The 14,427-nt window shown below is 59.8% G+C and carries 11 protein-coding genes and 1 riboswitch; of the genes, 10 read left to right on the top strand and 1 reads right to left on the bottom strand.

Going from position 1 to position 14,427, the window contains the following annotated elements:
* Positions 1-277: 277 nt before the first annotated feature.
* The 7 genes from ACYZTZ_RS21005 to astE all read left to right on the top strand — a co-directional run bounded on the left by ACYZTZ_RS21005 (position 278) and on the right by astE (position 8,157).
* Positions 278-1,498, top strand: a complete 1,221-nt coding sequence (locus tag ACYZTZ_RS21005; RefSeq protein WP_461999588.1) for an aspartate aminotransferase family protein — start codon at positions 278-280, stop codon at positions 1,496-1,498.
* A 225-nt stretch (positions 1,499-1,723) separates the two neighbouring features.
* A complete protein-coding gene (aruF, locus tag ACYZTZ_RS21000; protein WP_056741423.1) occupies positions 1,724-2,743 on the top strand; it encodes an arginine/ornithine succinyltransferase subunit alpha in 1,020 nt (339 codons plus the stop codon).
* An 83-nt stretch (positions 2,744-2,826) separates the two neighbouring features.
* Entirely contained in the window at positions 2,827-3,852 is a 1,026-nt protein-coding gene (astA, locus tag ACYZTZ_RS20995; RefSeq protein ID WP_008154313.1) for an arginine N-succinyltransferase, read from the top strand.
* Positions 3,849-5,318 carry a succinylglutamate-semialdehyde dehydrogenase gene (astD, locus tag ACYZTZ_RS20990; RefSeq protein ID WP_415760810.1) on the top strand — a complete coding sequence of 490 codons (1,470 nt, stop codon included), beginning with the start codon at positions 3,849-3,851 and terminating at the stop codon, positions 5,316-5,318. The genes astA and astD overlap by 4 nt, the downstream gene beginning before the upstream one ends.
* Positions 5,319-5,480: 162 nt before the next feature.
* Positions 5,481-6,827: an N-succinylarginine dihydrolase gene (gene astB, locus ACYZTZ_RS20985; protein WP_033056736.1), complete on the top strand. Its 1,347-nt coding sequence runs from the start codon at positions 5,481-5,483 to the stop codon at positions 6,825-6,827.
* Positions 6,828-6,846: 19 nt separating this feature from the next.
* On the top strand, positions 6,847-7,134 hold the full coding sequence (locus ACYZTZ_RS20980; RefSeq protein ID WP_033056735.1) for a hypothetical protein: 288 nt from the start codon (positions 6,847-6,849) through the stop codon (positions 7,132-7,134).
* A gap of 12 nt (positions 7,135-7,146) precedes the next feature.
* Positions 7,147-8,157, top strand: coding sequence for a succinylglutamate desuccinylase (gene astE / locus ACYZTZ_RS20975; RefSeq protein ID WP_461999587.1), 1,011 nt, complete (start codon positions 7,147-7,149; stop codon positions 8,155-8,157).
* A 151-nt stretch (positions 8,158-8,308) separates the two neighbouring features.
* On the opposite strand, the gene ACYZTZ_RS20970 is transcribed toward astE, so the two are convergent.
* Complete coding sequence (locus tag ACYZTZ_RS20970; RefSeq protein ID WP_140676536.1) at positions 8,309-8,818, bottom strand: 6,7-dimethyl-8-ribityllumazine synthase; 510 nt, start codon at positions 8,816-8,818, stop codon at positions 8,309-8,311.
* Between the two features lie 101 nt (positions 8,819-8,919).
* Positions 8,920-9,090, bottom strand: a riboswitch (FMN riboswitch).
* A 195-nt stretch (positions 9,091-9,285) separates the two neighbouring features.
* Between ACYZTZ_RS20970 and ltaE the strand changes: the two genes are divergently transcribed.
* The 3 genes from ltaE (at position 9,286) to ACYZTZ_RS20955 (ending at position 14,394) form a co-directional block, all read left to right on the top strand.
* Entirely contained in the window at positions 9,286-10,290 is a 1,005-nt protein-coding gene (ltaE, locus tag ACYZTZ_RS20965; RefSeq protein ID WP_461999586.1) for a low-specificity L-threonine aldolase, read from the top strand.
* A 146-nt stretch (positions 10,291-10,436) separates the two neighbouring features.
* Positions 10,437-13,061, top strand: coding sequence for an alanine--tRNA ligase (gene alaS / locus ACYZTZ_RS20960; RefSeq protein WP_461999585.1), 2,625 nt, complete (start codon positions 10,437-10,439; stop codon positions 13,059-13,061).
* 91 nt (positions 13,062-13,152) lie between these two features.
* Positions 13,153-14,394 carry an aspartate kinase gene (locus ACYZTZ_RS20955; protein WP_046045479.1) on the top strand — a complete coding sequence of 414 codons (1,242 nt, stop codon included), beginning with the start codon at positions 13,153-13,155 and terminating at the stop codon, positions 14,392-14,394.
* Positions 14,395-14,427: the final 33 nt, after the last annotated feature.

Here is a 14,427-nt window from a genome sequence, read left to right as displayed (position 1 = left end):
CTTAGCGTTTTGAATGAGCCGCCAGCAAAACAGACGATGATCGGTTCCGTGCGGTACATATTTACCGCACCGCTCGACAACCCTGCCTATAACCTGTGCCGGCAGTTTAAACTGCGCCTTTGCGACGCTATATGTCGCATTGCCGTAAACCCGGCTGAAACCGGGGTTTGCGCTATAAGAAGTTGTCGCTTGGCGGCAAGGCCGGGCTGAAAACTGTCCTTACAATCCCCCCATCGCTCGCCAGTTTCAGGCGAGTGTTCCTCATCAGGAGACTCCGATGTCCGTTGAGCACGCTGCGGTACAACGCGCCGATTTCGACCAGGTAATGGTTCCCAACTACGCGCCTGCCGCTTTCATTCCTGTTCGTGGCGCCGGCTCCCGCGTCTGGGACCAGTCTGGCCGCGAGCTGATCGACTTCGCCGGCGGGATTGCCGTTAACGTATTGGGCCATGCGCACCCGGCGCTGGTCGCTGCCTTGACTGAGCAGGCGAACAAGCTGTGGCACGTGTCCAACGTCTTCACCAATGAGCCAGCCTTGCGCCTGGCCCATAAGCTGGTCGACGCCACGTTTGCCGATCGCGCGTTCTTCTGCAACTCTGGCGCCGAAGCCAACGAGGCCGCCTTCAAGCTGGCCCGTCGCGTCGGTTTCGATCGTTTCGGCAGCGAGAAGTACGAAATCATCGCCGCGCTCAACAGCTTCCACGGTCGTACCCTGTTCACCGTGAACGTCGGTGGCCAGTCGAAGTATTCCGATGGCTTCGGTCCGAAGATCACCGGTATCACCCACGTGCCGTACAACGATCTGGCTGCGCTGAAAGCCGCCATTTCCGACAAGACGTGCGCTGTGGTTCTGGAACCGATCCAGGGCGAGAGCGGCGTGATCCCGGCCGAACTCGAGTACCTGCAAGGCGCCCGTGAACTGTGCACCGCGCACAACGCGCTGCTGATTTTCGACGAAGTGCAAACTGGCATGGGCCGCAGCGGCAAGCTGTTCGCCTACCAGCATTACGGCGTGACCCCGGACATCCTGACCAGCGCCAAGAGCCTGGGCGGTGGTTTCCCGATCGCCGCGATGCTGACCACCGAAGACCTGGCCAAACACCTGGTCGTCGGCACTCACGGCACCACCTACGGCGGCAATCCGCTGGCGTGCGCTGTCGCTGAAGCCGTGATCGACATCGTTAATACCCCTGAAGTGCTGGCCGGCGTCAACGCCAAGCACGACAAGTTCAAGGCTCGCCTGGAGCAGATCGGTGAGAAGTACGGCCTGTTCACCCAGGTCCGTGGTATGGGCCTGTTGATTGGTTGCGTGCTGAACGATGCCTGGAAAGGCAAGGCCAAGGACATCTTCAACGCCGCTGAAAAAGAAGGCCTGATGATTCTGCAAGCCGGCCCGGACGTGGTTCGTTTTGCGCCAAGCCTGGTGGTTGAAGACGCCGATATCGATGCCGGTCTGGATCGTTTCGAGCGCGCCGCGGCGAAACTGACTCAAGCCTGATAGTTAATTCGACGCCTGACTTTCAGGCGTCGAACCCAATTTTTATGCCGGGCCAGATTCAATGTGGGAGCGAGCTTGCTCGCGATAGCTATCTGACAGTCGACATTGATGGCGACTGGCAGGGCCTCATCGCGAGCAAGCTCGCTCCCACAGTTGACTCTGAGTGGTTTCAGGACTGGCCCGGTTATTTTTCCTCAAAGAGTTTTTCGAGAAAGGAGTGACACCATGCTGGTGATGCGCCCCGCGCAAATGGCTGATCTGGGCGAGGTACAGCGTCTGGCTGCGGACAGCCCGATTGGTGTCACTTCCTTGCCGGATGACGTTGAACGCCTGAGCGACAAGATCGCAGCAAGCGAAGCCTCGTTCTCCGCCGAAGTCAGCTTCAACGGTGAAGAGAGCTATTTCTTTGTCCTCGAAGACACCGCCACCGGCAAACTGGTGGGCTGCTCGGCCATCGTTGCGTCGGCCGGTTATTCCGAGCCGTTCTACAGCTTCCGTAATGAAACCTTTGTGCACGCCTCCCGCGAGCTGAAGATTCATAACAAGATCCACGTGCTCTCCCAGTGCCACGACCTGACCGGCAACAGTTTGCTGACCAGTTTCTACGTGCTGCCGGAGCTGGTGGGGTCGGCCTGGTCGGAACTCAACTCCCGTGGTCGCTTGCTGTTTGTGGCCAGCCATCCAGAGCGTTTCGCCGATTCTGTGGTGACCGAGATCGTCGGTTATAGCGATGAAAATGGTGATTCGCCGTTCTGGGATGCCATCGGTCGTAATTTCTTCGACCTCAACTACGCCGCTGCCGAGCGTCTGTGCGGTCTGAAGAGCCGGACGTTCCTGGCCGAACTGATGCCGCATTACCCGATCTATGTGCCGCTGCTGCCGGACTCCGCTCAAGAGGCGATGGGCCAGGTGCACCCACGGGCGCAGATCACCTTCGACATCCTGATGCGCGAAGGCTTCGAGACCGATCACTACATCGACATTTTCGACGGCGGGCCGACTCTGCACGCCCGTGTCTCGGGGATCCGTTCGATCGCCCAGAGCCGAGTAGTCCCGGTGAAGATCGGCGAGCCGGTCAAAGGCGCTGGTCGTCAGTACCTGGTGGCGAACGCCCAGTTGCAGGATTACCGCGCCGTTTTGCTTGAGCTCGATTACGCGCCGGGCAAACCCGTGACTCTGGATCTTGAAGCGGCCGAAGCCTTGGGCGTCGGTGAAGGTGCCAGCGTGCGCCTGGTGGCGGTTTAACGCCTGCTTTAATCCTAGAGAGAATTGCCTAGAAAGCAGCGAAGTTTCACGGGTGGCGTCTGCGACCCGTTTGAGGAGATAGCATGATCGTTCGTCCCGTACGCAGCAGCGATTTACCCGCTCTGATCGACCTGGCCCGCAGCACCGGCACCGGCCTGACCACCTTGCCGGCCAACGAAGAGCGTCTGGCCCATCGGGTCGGCTGGGCCGAGAAGACCTTCCGCGGCGAAGCCGGGCGGGGCGATGCGGACTACCTGTTCGTGCTCGAAGACGATGACGGCCGCGTGGTGGGTATTTCCGCCATTGCCGGCGCCGTCGGTCTGCGTGAGCCTTGGTACAACTTCCGGGTTGGCTTGACCGTCAGCGCTTCGCAAGAGTTGAACATCTACCGCGAAATCCCGACGCTGTTCCTGGCCAACGACCTGACCGGTAACTCCGAGCTGTGCTCGCTGTTCCTGCACGCCGACTACCGCACTGGCCTCAACGGTCGCATGCTGGCCAAGGCGCGGATGCTGTTCATCGCCGAGTTCCCGCAACTGTTCGGCAACAAGATCATCGCCGAGATGCGCGGTATGTCCGACGAAGCGGGGCGTTCGCCGTTCTGGGAAAGCCTGGGGCGTCACTTCTTCAAAATGGAATTCAGCCAGGCTGACTACCTGACAGGCGTGGGCAACAAGGCGTTCATCGCCGAACTGATGCCGAAATTCCCGTTGTACACCTGCTTCCTGTCGGAAGATGCACGCAACGTGATCGGCCAGGTTCATCCGGACACCGAGCCGGCGTTGGCCATGCTCAAAAGCGAAGGTTTCAGCTATCAGGGCTACGTCGACATCTTCGACGCCGGTCCTGCTGTTGAGTGTGAAACCGGCAAGATCCGCGCGGTGCGCGACAGCCAGGCACTGGTGCTGGCCATCGGCACGCCGGGTGACGACGCCACTCCATTCCTTATTCATAACCGCAAGCGCGAAGACTGCCGGATCACTGCTGCTCCTGCACGTTTCGCCGCCGGTACGCTGGTGGTCGATCCGCTGACCGCCAAACGTCTTCAACTCAACGCCGGCGATCAAGTGCGCGCCGTTCCGTTGTCCGCTGCCAGGGAGTCGAAATAATGAATTCGCTATACATCGCAGGTGAATGGCTGGCCGGCCAGGGTGACGCCTTTCAGTCGCTGAACCCGGTCACCCAACAAGTGCTGTGGGCCGGCGAAGGCGCTACCACTGCTCAGGTTGAATCGGCCGTGCAAGCCGCGCGCCAGGCATTCCCGAGCTGGGCCCGACGTACCCTGGAAGAGCGCATTACAGTGCTGGAGGCCTTTGCCGCCGCGCTGAAGAACAATGCTGACGAACTGGCTCGCACCATCGGTGAGGAAACCGGCAAACCGTTGTGGGAAGCGGCGACCGAAGTCACCAGCATGGTCAACAAGATTGCGATCTCGGTGCAGAGCTACCGCGAACGTACCGGTGAGAAGAGCGGCCCGTTGGGCGACGCCACCGCCGTGTTGCGCCACAAGCCACACGGTGTGGTCGCGGTGTTCGGGCCTTACAACTTCCCTGGTCACTTGCCGAACGGTCACATCGTGCCGGCGCTGCTGGCCGGTAATAGCGTGCTGTTCAAACCCAGCGAGCTGACGCCGAAAGTCGCCGAGCTGACGGTCAAGTGCTGGATCGAAGCCGGTCTGCCGGCAGGCGTGTTGAACCTGCTGCAAGGCGCTCGCGAAACCGGTATCGCCCTGGCGGCGAACCCGGGCATCGACGGTTTGTTCTTCACCGGCTCCAGCCGCACCGGCAATCACCTGCATCAACAGTTTGCCGGTCGTCCGGACAAGATCCTCGCGCTGGAAATGGGCGGTAACAACCCGCTGGTCGTTGATCAGGTCGCAGACCTCGATGCTGCCGTTTACACCATCATCCAGTCGGCGTTCATTTCCGCCGGTCAGCGTTGCACCTGTGCACGCCGCTTGCTGGTGCCACAGGGCGCCTGGGGCGACACACTGCTGGCGCGTCTGGTGGCGGTCAGCCGTACGATTGAAGTCGGCGCGTTTGATCAGCAACCGGCACCGTTCATGGGCTCGGTGATTTCTCTCGGCGCTGCGAAAGCTCTGATGGATGCGCAAGAGCATCTGCTGGGCAACGGCGCAGTCGCGCTGCTGGAAATGACTCAGCCACAAGCTCAAGCTGCCTTGCTGACCCCAGGCATTCTGGACGTCACGGCAGTGGCTGATCGCCCTGACGAAGAGCTGTTCGGCCCGCTGTTGCAAGTGATCCGCTACGCTGATTTTGAGGCGGCGATCGCTGAAGCCAACGACACCGACTATGGCCTGGCGGCCGGTCTGCTGTCGGATTCCGAAGCACGTTATCAGCAGTTCTGGCTGGAAAGCCGTGCGGGCATCGTCAACTGGAACAAACAGTTGACCGGTGCTGCGAGCAGCGCGCCATTCGGCGGTGTCGGCGCTTCGGGCAACCATCGCGCCAGCGCCTATTACGCGGCAGATTACTGCGCGTACCCGGTTGCTTCGCTGGAAACGCCGAGCCTGACCTTGCCGGCGACTCTCACGCCTGGCGTGAAAATGGCGTGATGCCCATCGCCAGCAGGCTGGCTCCCACAGGTTCGGTGGTGTTCACACATTTTGTGTACGACGCAATCACTGTGGGAGCCAGCCTGCTGGCGATGGCCGCGCCTCGGTCTCAAAGAATAGTTACTGAAGCCTATAACAACAGATTCTCGTGGAGCCTCGCTGATGAAATCCTATGAAGTCAATTTTGACGGTCTAGTGGGGCCGACCCATAACTACGGCGGTTTGTCCTACGGCAACGTCGCGTCCCAGAGCAACAGCCAGCAGTCTTCGAACCCGAAGGAAGCCGCGCTGCAAGGCCTGGCGAAAATGAAATCGCTGATGGAAATGGGCTTTCAACAGGGCGTGCTGGCACCACAGGAGCGCCCGGACGTGGCAGCCCTGCGTCGTTTGGGTTTCAGCGGCACCGACGCTCAGGTGATCGAGCAGGCGGCTAAAGATGCGATGCCGTTGCTGGTCGCCAGTTGCTCGGCGTCGAGCATGTGGGTGGCCAACGCCGCCACCGTCAGCCCTAGCGCCGACACTGCGGATGGCCGTGTGCATTTCACCGCAGCCAACCTGAACTGCAAATATCACCGCAGCATTGAACACCCGACCACCAGTCGCGTGCTGGGGGCGATGTTCGCTGACCAGAAACACTTCGCTCACCACGCTGCATTGCCGGCCGTGGCGCAGTTCGGGGACGAAGGCGCAGCCAACCACACCCGTTTCTGCCGTGAATACGGCGAAGCGGGCGTCGAGTTCTTCGTGTTCGGTCGCAGCGCGTTCGACACCCGTTACCCGGCACCGCAGAAATACCCGGCCCGTCAGACCCTCGAAGCCTCCCAGGCGGTTGCCCGCTTGCACGGCTTGAGCGATGACGGCGTGGTCTACGCTCAGCAGAACCCTTCGGTGATCGATCAGGGCGTGTTCCACAACGATGTGATCGCGGTGGGTAATGGCGAGGTGCTGTTCTATCACGAGGACGCGTTCCTCGACACCGAGCAGATGCTGGCCGAATTGCAGAGCAAACTCGCCAAAGTCGGTGGGAAATTTCAGTCGATCTGCGTACCGCGTTCCGCGGTCACCGTGGAAGACGCCGTTCGTTCCTACCTGTTCAATAGCCAACTGCTGTCGCGTCCTGACGGCTCGATGCTGTTGATCGTGCCGGAAGAATGCCGTGGCAACGAACGTGTCTGGCAGTACCTGCAAGGTTTGACCAGCTCCGGCGGCCTGATCCGCGAAGTGAAAGTGTTCGATTTGAAGCAGAGCATGCAGAACGGCGGCGGCCCGGCTTGCCTGCGACTGCGCGTCGCGCTCAACGAAACCGAACTGGCGGCCGTCAACCCAGGGGTTATCATGACGGCACCGTTGTACGGCACGCTGACCGAATGGGTCGACAAGCACTACCGCGACCGCATGACCGAAAACGATCTCGCGGACCCGCAATTGCTGCTTGAGTGCCGGACGGCACTGGATGAACTGACGCAAATCCTTAAACTGGGCGCGGTTTATCCATTCCAGATCAATTGAACGTCGAGAGCGTAAAAACATGAGCGATACCCTGCAGCTGATCCTTGAAGACACCGACGGCACGCAACTGGAAACTTCCTGCACCCGCGTCGCGGTCATGTGGCAAGGCAAAGAGCTGTGGATCCAGCAGGACGGCCGCGGCCAATTGCTGATCGGCGTGGACGTCGAAGAAGGTGACGCTGAATACGCAAACCTGCTGCTGCGCCCATTGGCGACTAATCTGGTAAGTCTGCAACTGGAAATGGAACCGGCCGAAGTCGGTGACGAAGACCACGTGCACGGCCCGGATTGCGCACACGACCACTAAGGAAACCGCTCTATGCTCGCCCTCGGCAAACTGCTTGAACTGACCCTCGCCGGCCGCGAACCGGCGGAGAAGACTCAACTGACTGTCGAAGGCGTACGCATGCGCTGGTTGAGCGAAGGTGCGCTGGAAGTCCGGCCACCTGAAGCTCGCGACAACGGCCTGGACCTGCTGCTATCGGCCGGCATCCATGGCAATGAAACAGCGCCGATCGAGTTGCTTGATCGCCTGTTGCGCGACATTGCCCGCGGCGATCTTAAGCCCCGCGCACGTATTCTGTTCTTGTTCGGCAATCCGGAAGCGATTCGCAAAGGCGAGCGTTTCATCGAGCAGGACGTCAATCGGCTGTTCAACGGCCGTCACGAACAAAGCAGCGGCTCCGAAGCCCTGCGCGCGTGTGAACTGGAGCGGCTGGCGGCGAGTTTCTTCAGCCTGCCGGATCGCAACCGTCTGCACTACGACCTTCACACCGCGATTCGCGGTTCGAAAATCGAACAGTTCGCGCTATATCCCTGGAAAGAAGGCCGTCAGCACTCACGCCTGGAACTGGCACGCCTGCGCGCTGCCGGCATGGAAGCGGTGCTGCTGCAAAACAAGCCGTCCATCGTTTTCAGCTCCTATACCTACGACAAGCTCGGTGCGGAGTCCTTTACCCTCGAGTTGGGCAAGGCGCGGCCATTCGGGCAGAACGATGGGGTCAACGTCGATCTGCTGGAAACTCGCCTCAAACAGATTATCGAAGGCAGCGAGCCGGCCCAGACCGAAGAGGCGCTGGACGGTTTGCAGTTGTTTAGCGTGGCGCGAGAAATCATCAAGCACAGCGATAGCTTCCGCTTGAACCTGCCAGCGGACATCGAGAACTTTTCGGAGTTGGAAGTGGGTTACCTGCTGGCCGAAGACATCGCCCAGACCCGGTGGATCATTGAGGAGGAGGGTGCCCGGATCATCTTCCCGAACCCCAAGGTCAAGAACGGCCTGCGCGCCGGCATCCTGATTGTGCCGACTACCGACGAAAACCTCGCCTGAATTCAACACATAACAAATGTGGGAGCGGGCTTGCTCGCGAAGGCGGACTGACAGTCAACAAATGCGTTGAATGTTAAACCGCTTTCGCGAGCAAGCCCGCTCCCACATTGATTTGAGTGAAGCCAGAGACTTCACTCAGGCCAGAGGTGTTTTAGACGGCTACCGCGCGGTGCTCACTACGACGCAACGCACGCATTTTGTGCAGCGTATCCGCGCATGTCTTCGCCGCTTCCTGGCCTTTATGCACGAAATGCTCGAAGAAGAATTTCTGATGTTCTTCGCCTGCATGGAAGTGGTGTGGGGTCAAAACCACCGAGAACACCGGCACTTCGGTTTCCAGCTGAACCTGCATCAAGCCGCTGATCACCGACTGGGCGACAAATTCGTGGCGGTAGATCCCGCCGTCGACCACCAGACCCGCCGCGACAATGCCGGCATAACGACCGGACTTGGCCAGCAGCTTGGCGTGCAGCGGAATTTCAAAGGCGCCGCCGACTTCGAAGAAATCGATCTCCGATTCCTGATAACCCTGAGCAATCATTTCGGCCACAAAGCCTTTACGGCTCTGATCGACGATTTCCTTGTGCCAGCAGGCCTGGATGAACGCAACGCGCTCGCCCTGATGGTTTTTGCTTTTGCTATCGATTGCGGTGGGTTGCATGTTCTGACTCCTGTTTATGTAAAAACAGGGCATATGAATCGAATGGGATTTAAGGGTACGCACGCTCGCACGAATGCCTGCGGACGGCCCTTTGGCGCCAATCCCGTTCTCTCTTCATCCGGACTATGACCGTCGGCCCCGGGATCACACCGGGTCTGCTGACCTTGCCGCCATCACAGCCATTGCCGTGCCTGTCGCCAAGCGCTCGCGGGCTATGCGCATTGCGCGCAATTACCGCCGGTGGGGAGTTGCACCCCGCCCTGAGAACGTTTTGCCGCCAGATTGTTTGGCGACGAAGCGTTTTTAACACATATTTCTCACCTGTGCATTGCTGCTATTTGATGATTGCTATCGACTTTTTCGTCGGTTCAGGAAGCCTTTTCCTACCCAAGGGTTGATTATTCGTCTGCATGACCGCAGTAATTCCTGACTGAAAGGGATTTTCCCTGCTTACCGAGGCCAGATTCATGAGCGTTATTGATCTTCGCAGCGACACCGTCACCCAACCGACCGCAGGGATGCTCGACGCGATGGCCACAGCGGCCACTGGTGACGACGTTTACGGCGAAGATCCGACGGTCAATCGTCTGGAAGCTGAATTGGCAAAACGGCTGGGCTTTGCCGCGGCGCTGTTTGTTCCGACGGGCACCATGAGCAATCTGCTGGGCTTGATGGCCCACTGCGAACGCGGTGACGAATACATCGTCGGCCAGCAGGCTCACACCTATAAGTACGAAGGCGGCGGTGCGGCGGTGCTGGGTTCGATCCAGCCACAACCGCTGGAAGTGCAGGCCGACGGCTCGCTGGACCTGGCGCACGTCGCGGCTGCGATCAAACCGGATGACTTCCACTTCGCCCGCACCCGTTTGCTGGCGCTGGAAAACACCATGCAGGGCAAGGTTTTGCCGCTGGAGTATCTGGCGCAGGCTCGAAGCTTTACCCGTGAACATGGGTTGCAGCTGCACCTGGACGGCGCGCGGCTGTACAACGCGGCGGTCAAATTGGGTGTCGACGCCCGGGAGATTGCTCAACACTTTGATTCCGTATCGGTCTGCCTGTCCAAAGGCCTGGGCGCGCCGATCGGTTCGGTGCTGTGCGGCTCGGTCGAATTGATCGCTAAGGCGCGACGCCTGCGCAAGATGGTCGGCGGCGGCATGCGCCAGGCCGGGATTCTGGCTGCAGCAGGTTTGTACGCGCTGGATAACCATGTTCAGCGTTTGGCTGATGACCACGCCAATGCGCAGTTGCTGGCCGAAGGCTTGCGAGCCGCGGGTTACGAGGTCGAGCCGGTGCAGACCAACATGGTTTACGTGCAGATGGGCGACAAGGCCGAGGCCATCAAGGCGTTTGCCGCCGAACGCGGGATCAAGCTCAGCGCTGCCGGCCGCCTGCGCATGGTGACGCACATGGACGTCAGCCGTGCTCAAATCGAGCAGGTCGTCGCGACATTCGTCGAGTTTTCGCGCAACTGATAGCGTTAGCGGTCCAATTGACCGTTTCTATCGTATAAACACGCTGTACCCCGCGCGCAGGGCCGATATAATGCGGCCCTTTGCCGTCGCTTCGTCTGTTGACGTTTCGCACAGGCCTTTGGCCGCAGCCTCCGTGGAAGAACATAATGAAAAGCGCAGAAATCCGTGAAGCCTTCCTTCGCTTCTTCGAAGAGCAAGGCCACACCCGTGTAGCCTCCAGCTCTTTGATTCCGGGCAACGACCCAACCCTGCTGTTCACTAACGCGGGGATGAACCAGTTCAAGGACTGTTTCCTGGGCCAGGAAAAGCGCGCGTACACCCGCGCGGTCAGCAGCCAGAAATGCGTGCGCGCCGGCGGCAAGCACAACGACCTGGAAAACGTCGGTTATACCGCCCGTCACCACACATTCTTCGAAATGCTGGGTAACTTCAGCTTCGGTGATTACTTCAAGCGCGATGCGATCACCTACGCCTGGAACTTCCTGACGTCCGACAAGTGGCTGAACCTGCCGAAAGAAAAGCTCTGGGTCACCGTCTACGCCAGCGATGACGAGGCCTACGACATCTGGACCAAGGAAATCGGCGTTCCGGCCGAGCGCATGGTTCGCATTGGCGACAACAAAGGTGCGCCGTACGCGTCCGACAACTTCTGGACCATGGGCGATACCGGCCCGTGCGGTCCTTGCACCGAGATTTTCTACGATCACGGTGCCGACATCTGGGGCGGCCCACCGGGCTCGCCGGAAGAAGATGGCGACCGTTACATTGAAATCTGGAACAACGTGTTCATGCAGTTCAACCGCACCGCCGATGGCGTGTTGCACCCGCTGCCAGCGCCGTCGGTCGATACCGGCATGGGCCTGGAGCGGATCAGTGCCGTGCTGCAACACGTTCACTCGAACTATGAAATCGACCTGTTCCAGAGCCTGCTGAGCGCATCGGCCAAGGCCATCGGCTGCACCAACGACGCTCAGGCTTCGCTGAAAGTCGTGGCTGACCACATTCGTTCGTGCGGTTTCCTGATTGCCGACGGCGTGCTGCCGTCCAACGAAGGTCGCGGTTACGTGCTGCGCCGGATCATTCGTCGCGCCTGCCGTCACGGCAACAAGCTGGGCGCTAAGGGCAGTTTCTTCTACCAAATCGTTGCGGCACTGGTCGCCGAGATGGGCGAAGCCTTCCCTGAGCTGAAATCCCAGCAAGCGCACATCGAGCGCGTACTGAAAGCTGAAGAAGAGCAGTTCGCGAAGACCCTCGAGCAGGGCCTGAAAATCCTCGAGCAGGATCTGGCGGAACTCAAAGGCGACGTGGTGCCGGGCGACGTAGTGTTCAAACTCTACGACACCTACGGTTTCCCGATGGACCTGACCGGCGACATCGCTCGCGAACGCAGCCTGACCATCGACGAAGCAGGCTTCGAGCGCGAAATGGAAGCCCAGCGCGTCCGTGCGCGTTCCGCCAGCTCCTTCGGCATGGACTACAACAGCCTGGTCAAGGTTGATGTGGCCACCGAATTCACCGGCTATGAAGCGACCAAAGGTTCGGCGAAAGTCGTTGGTCTCTATAAAGATGGCCAGTCGGTCGACGTGCTCAGTGAAGGCGAAGAGGGCGTGGTTGTACTGAACCAGACGCCGTTCTACGCTGAATCCGGTGGTCAGATTGGCGACTGCGGTTTCCTTCAGGTCGGCAACGCACGCTTTGACGTGCGCGATACCACCAAAACCGGTGGCGCCTTCTTGCACCACGGCGTGCTGGCGTCGGGCAGCCTGACCATCGGCGCGCCGGTAGAAACGCATGTTGATGCCGAAGTGCGTCACGCGACTTCGCTGAACCACTCGGCAACTCACTTGCTGCACGCCGCATTGCGCCAGGTGCTGGGCGACCACGTTCAGCAGAAAGGCTCGTTGGTCGACAGTCAGCGCCTGCGCTTTGACTTCAGCCACTTCGAAGCCATCAAACCTGAGCAGTTGAAGGCGCTGGAAGACATCGTCAACGCCGAGATTCGCAAGAACTCCGAAGTTGAAACCGAAGAAACCGATATCGAAACCGCCAAGCAGAAGGGCGCCATGGCGCTGTTCGGCGAGAAGTACGGCGACAATGTGCGCGTACTGAGCATGGGCGGTGATTTCTCCGTCGAACTGTGCGGCGGTATCCACGCCAACCGTACCGGCGACATCGGCCTGCTGAAGATTATCAGCGAAGGCGGTGTGGCTTCCGGCGTGCGTCGTATCGAAGCGGTCACTGGCGCCGCGGCGCTGGCATACTTGAACGCTGCTGAAGAACAACTCAAGGAAGCGGCCAACCTGGTCAAGGGTAGCCGCGACAACCTGATCGACAAGCTGTCGGCTGTGCTGGAGCGCAACCGTCTGCTGGAGAAGCAACTCGAGCAGTTGCAAGCCAAGGCTGCCAGCGCGGCGGGCGACGATCTGTCGGCTTCTGCCCTGGACGTCAAAGGCGTGAAGGTGCTGGCCGTGCGTCTGGACGGTCAGGACGGCAAGGCGCTGCTGGCGCTGGTCGATCAACTGAAAAACAAACTCGGCCGCGCAGTGATCCTGCTCGGCAGTGTCCATGAGGAAAAGGTCGTTCTGGTTGCAGGCGTAACCAAAGACCTGACTGGCCAACTCAAAGCCGGTGATTTGATGAAGCAAGCCGCTGCGGCAGTGGGCGGGAAGGGCGGTGGTCGTCCAGACATGGCGCAAGGCGGTGGTACTGACGCTGGCGCACTGGATGCGGCATTGGCCCTGACTGTTCCATTTGTAGAGCAGGGTTTATAAGGCAGTGTGTCCGGCCCGCAGTCTAGTGGCGGGCCCGAACGCTGTTTGAGTGATTATTTGGGCGCCCTTCATGGGCAGAGGCGGCTTTGAAATGGCTTTGATCGTACAGAAATTTGGAGGCACCTCGGTCGGCACTGTCGAGAGAATCGAGCAGGTCGCCGACAAGGTTAAGAAATTCCGCGAAGCCGGCGATGACCTGGTGGTTGTGCTGTCTGCAATGAGCGGCGAAACCAACCGTCTGATCGATCTGGCCAAGAAAATCAGTGGCGACGGCCAGCCAGTTCCTCGTGAGCTGGACGTGATCGTCTCCACCGGTGAGCAGGTGACGATTGCGCTGTTGGCCATGGCGCTGATCAAGCGTGGCGTGCCAGCGGTGTCCTACACCGGCAACCAGGTGCGGATTCTGACGGACAGTGCGCACAATAAAGCGCGTATCTTGCAGATTGATGACCAGAAGATTCGTGGCGACCTGAAGGCTGGTCGTGTGGTGGTTGTCGCCGGTTTCCAGGGCGTCGACGAGCACGGCAACATCACCACCCTCGGTCGTGGCGGTTCCGACACCACCGGCGTGGCGCTGGCAGCAGCCCTGAAGGCTGATGAATGCCAGATCTACACCGACGTCGACGGCGTCTATACCACCGACCCGCGAGTGGTGTCCGTGGCTCAGCGCCTGGACAAGATTACCTTCGAAGAGATGCTGGAAATGGCCAGCCTCGGTTCCAAGGTGTTGCAGATCCGTGCGGTGGAATTCGCCGGCAAGTACAACGTTCCGCTGCGCGTACTGCACAGCTTCAAGGAGGGTCCGGGCACCCTCATTACTATTGATGAAGAGGAAACCATGGAACAGCCGATCATTTCCGGCATCGCTTTCAACCGCGATGAAGCCAAGCTGACCATCCGTGGCGTGCCAGACACCCCGGGCGTTGCATTCAAGATTCTCGGCCCGATCAGCGCCGCGAACATCGAAGTCGACATGATCGTGCAGAACGTTGCGCACGATAACACCACCGACTTCACCTTCACTGTGCATCGCAATGACTTCCAGGCCGCGCAAACCGTGCTGGAAAACACCGCTCGCGAGATCGGTGCCCGTGAAGTCGTTGGCGACATCAAGATTGCCAAGGTGTCGATCGTCGGTGTCGGCATGCGCTCCCACGCAGGCGTGGCCAGCCGCATGTTCGAATCCCTGGCCAAGGAAAGCATCAACATCCAGATGATCTCGACTTCGGAGATCAAAGTCTCTGTAGTGATCGAAGAGAAGTACCTGGAACTGGCTGTGCGCGCTCTGCACACGGCTTTCGAACTGGACGCACCGGTCCGTCAGGGCGAGTGATGCGTTTGCCGAAGGGCGCGGTCTGACCGCGCC

This window comes from Pseudomonas sp. LB3P58 (assembly GCF_054897895.1).
Note: the sequence above shows the minus strand (reverse complement) of the source record. Positions and strands in the feature narration are given on the sequence as shown.

Excerpts from the sequence above, each read along its gene's own strand:
- ACYZTZ_RS21005 (WP_461999588.1), top strand. The coding sequence starts at position 278 with ATGTCCGTTGAGCACGCTGCGGTACAACGCGCCGATTTCGACCAGGTA.
- aruF (WP_056741423.1), top strand. The coding sequence starts at position 1,724 with ATGCTGGTGATGCGCCCCGCGCAAATGGCTGATCTGGGCGAGGTACAG.
- astA (WP_008154313.1), top strand. The coding sequence starts at position 2,827 with ATGATCGTTCGTCCCGTACGCAGCAGCGATTTACCCGCTCTGATCGAC.
- astB (WP_033056736.1), top strand. The coding sequence starts at position 5,481 with ATGAAATCCTATGAAGTCAATTTTGACGGTCTAGTGGGGCCGACCCAT.
- ACYZTZ_RS20980 (WP_033056735.1), top strand. The coding sequence starts at position 6,847 with ATGAGCGATACCCTGCAGCTGATCCTTGAAGACACCGACGGCACGCAA.
- astE (WP_461999587.1), top strand. The coding sequence starts at position 7,147 with ATGCTCGCCCTCGGCAAACTGCTTGAACTGACCCTCGCCGGCCGCGAA.
- ACYZTZ_RS20970 (WP_140676536.1), bottom strand. The coding sequence starts at position 8,818 with ATGCAACCCACCGCAATCGATAGCAAAAGCAAAAACCATCAGGGCGAG.
- ltaE (WP_461999586.1), top strand. The coding sequence starts at position 9,286 with ATGAGCGTTATTGATCTTCGCAGCGACACCGTCACCCAACCGACCGCA.
- alaS (WP_461999585.1), top strand. The coding sequence starts at position 10,437 with ATGAAAAGCGCAGAAATCCGTGAAGCCTTCCTTCGCTTCTTCGAAGAG.
- ACYZTZ_RS20955 (WP_046045479.1), top strand. The coding sequence starts at position 13,153 with ATGGCTTTGATCGTACAGAAATTTGGAGGCACCTCGGTCGGCACTGTC.